At 68.5% G+C, this 1,274-nt stretch carries 2 protein-coding genes; one reads left to right on the forward strand and one right to left on the reverse strand.

Features of this window, described 5'->3' with window-relative positions:
- On the reverse strand, window positions 1-945 hold a 945-nt coding region (locus ACZY0B_RS27510), incomplete at its 3' end, for a 13E12 repeat family protein (RefSeq protein WP_463767381.1).
- A gap of 180 nt (window positions 946-1,125) precedes the next feature.
- On the opposite strand from ACZY0B_RS27510, the gene ACZY0B_RS27515 reads away from it, so the two are divergent.
- A partial coding sequence (locus ACZY0B_RS27515; RefSeq protein WP_463767366.1) for a 3-hydroxyacyl-CoA dehydrogenase NAD-binding domain-containing protein occupies window positions 1,126-1,274 on the forward strand: 149 nt, incomplete at its 3' end.

Consider the following 1,274-nt stretch of genomic DNA (forward strand, 5'->3'; position numbering starts at 1 on the left):
ACCGGCGCCGGTGATGCCGTGTCCGGCGGCGGCTTCGAGTTCGGCCAGGGTGGTGGTGACGATGATCGAGGCCGGCAGCCCGTTGTGTTGACCCAGGTTTCCCGACGCCAGGACCGCGCGCAGGGCGGCGTTCAATCCGTCGTGCTGGCGCTGGGCCGGGCTGCGGACGTCGTGGTCGATGGCGTCCTGGCTGGTGGTGCCGTCCACACACGGTGTGGTGTCCGCAGGGTTGCACATGCCGGGGGCCGCGAGTTTGGCCAACACGGCCTCCAGGGTGGCGCGGGCTTCCGGCGTCAACCAGCCCTGCAGCGCGGACATGCCGTCGGCCTGCTGCTTGCCGAGCGTCAAACCCCGCCGGTGGGCGCGGTCATCGTCGGTGAAGCTGCCGTCAGGGTTGAGGCAATCGGCGAGCCGATCGGCCAGCCCGGCCAACTGATCGGGCCGATACTGCGAAGCCAGCCGGGCCAGATCGGCTTCGGCACGCGCGCGGGTATCGACGTCGATCCAGCCGGGCAGCTGGTGATAGAACCGGCGGATCACCGCGACGTGCTCGGACCCGAGGCGGCCGTCGCGTTGGCCGGCGGCGGTCGCGGCCAGCACCGGCGCCAGGGGTTCGCCGGTGAGCGCGCGCCGCTGGCCCAGGTCGGCGGCCTCGCGGACCCGGCGGGAAGCCTCGGTCCGGCTGGTCAGTGTTGCGTCGGCGATCGCATCGGAGAGTTTGCCACCCAGCTCCTGCGGCGTGGCCTCCTGCGCAAGCTGATTGATCAGCGGGTGCTCGCCCGCCGACAGCCGCCGTCGTGCCCGCTCATAGCGGGCCAGCATTGCCATTCGCTCCGGGGTGCACAGCATCTGTGAGTCAAATCCATTGACGGTCTCGATCGCGGCGTCCAGGACATCGAAGGCCGCTACCATGGCTTCCCCGTCGGCGACCACACCTGAACTCATATCAACAAAACTAAACCGACCCACCGACAAAAAACCCCGCCCGGAGACCACTGAAACCAAAGTGACACAAGATGTTTGAGACCGCCGACGCCCCCGGCTTGTCCGCGGGACACAACGGTCAGCCGATCTTTGTCGGTTGGCGACGGGTCCTGCCGGCAGCCGGGGACTTAGCATGCGTGTGTGACTGGTTCGTACACGTACGCCTTCGAAGACATCCAAAACCGCCCGGTCGCGGTGATCGGCGCGGGCACTCTGGGACGCCGCATCGCCCTGATGTTCGCCACCCGCGGCGGAACCGTGCGAATTTACGCGCGGCGCGCCGAACAGCG

It is taken from the genome of Mycobacterium sp. IDUB_19 (genome assembly GCF_055419445.1).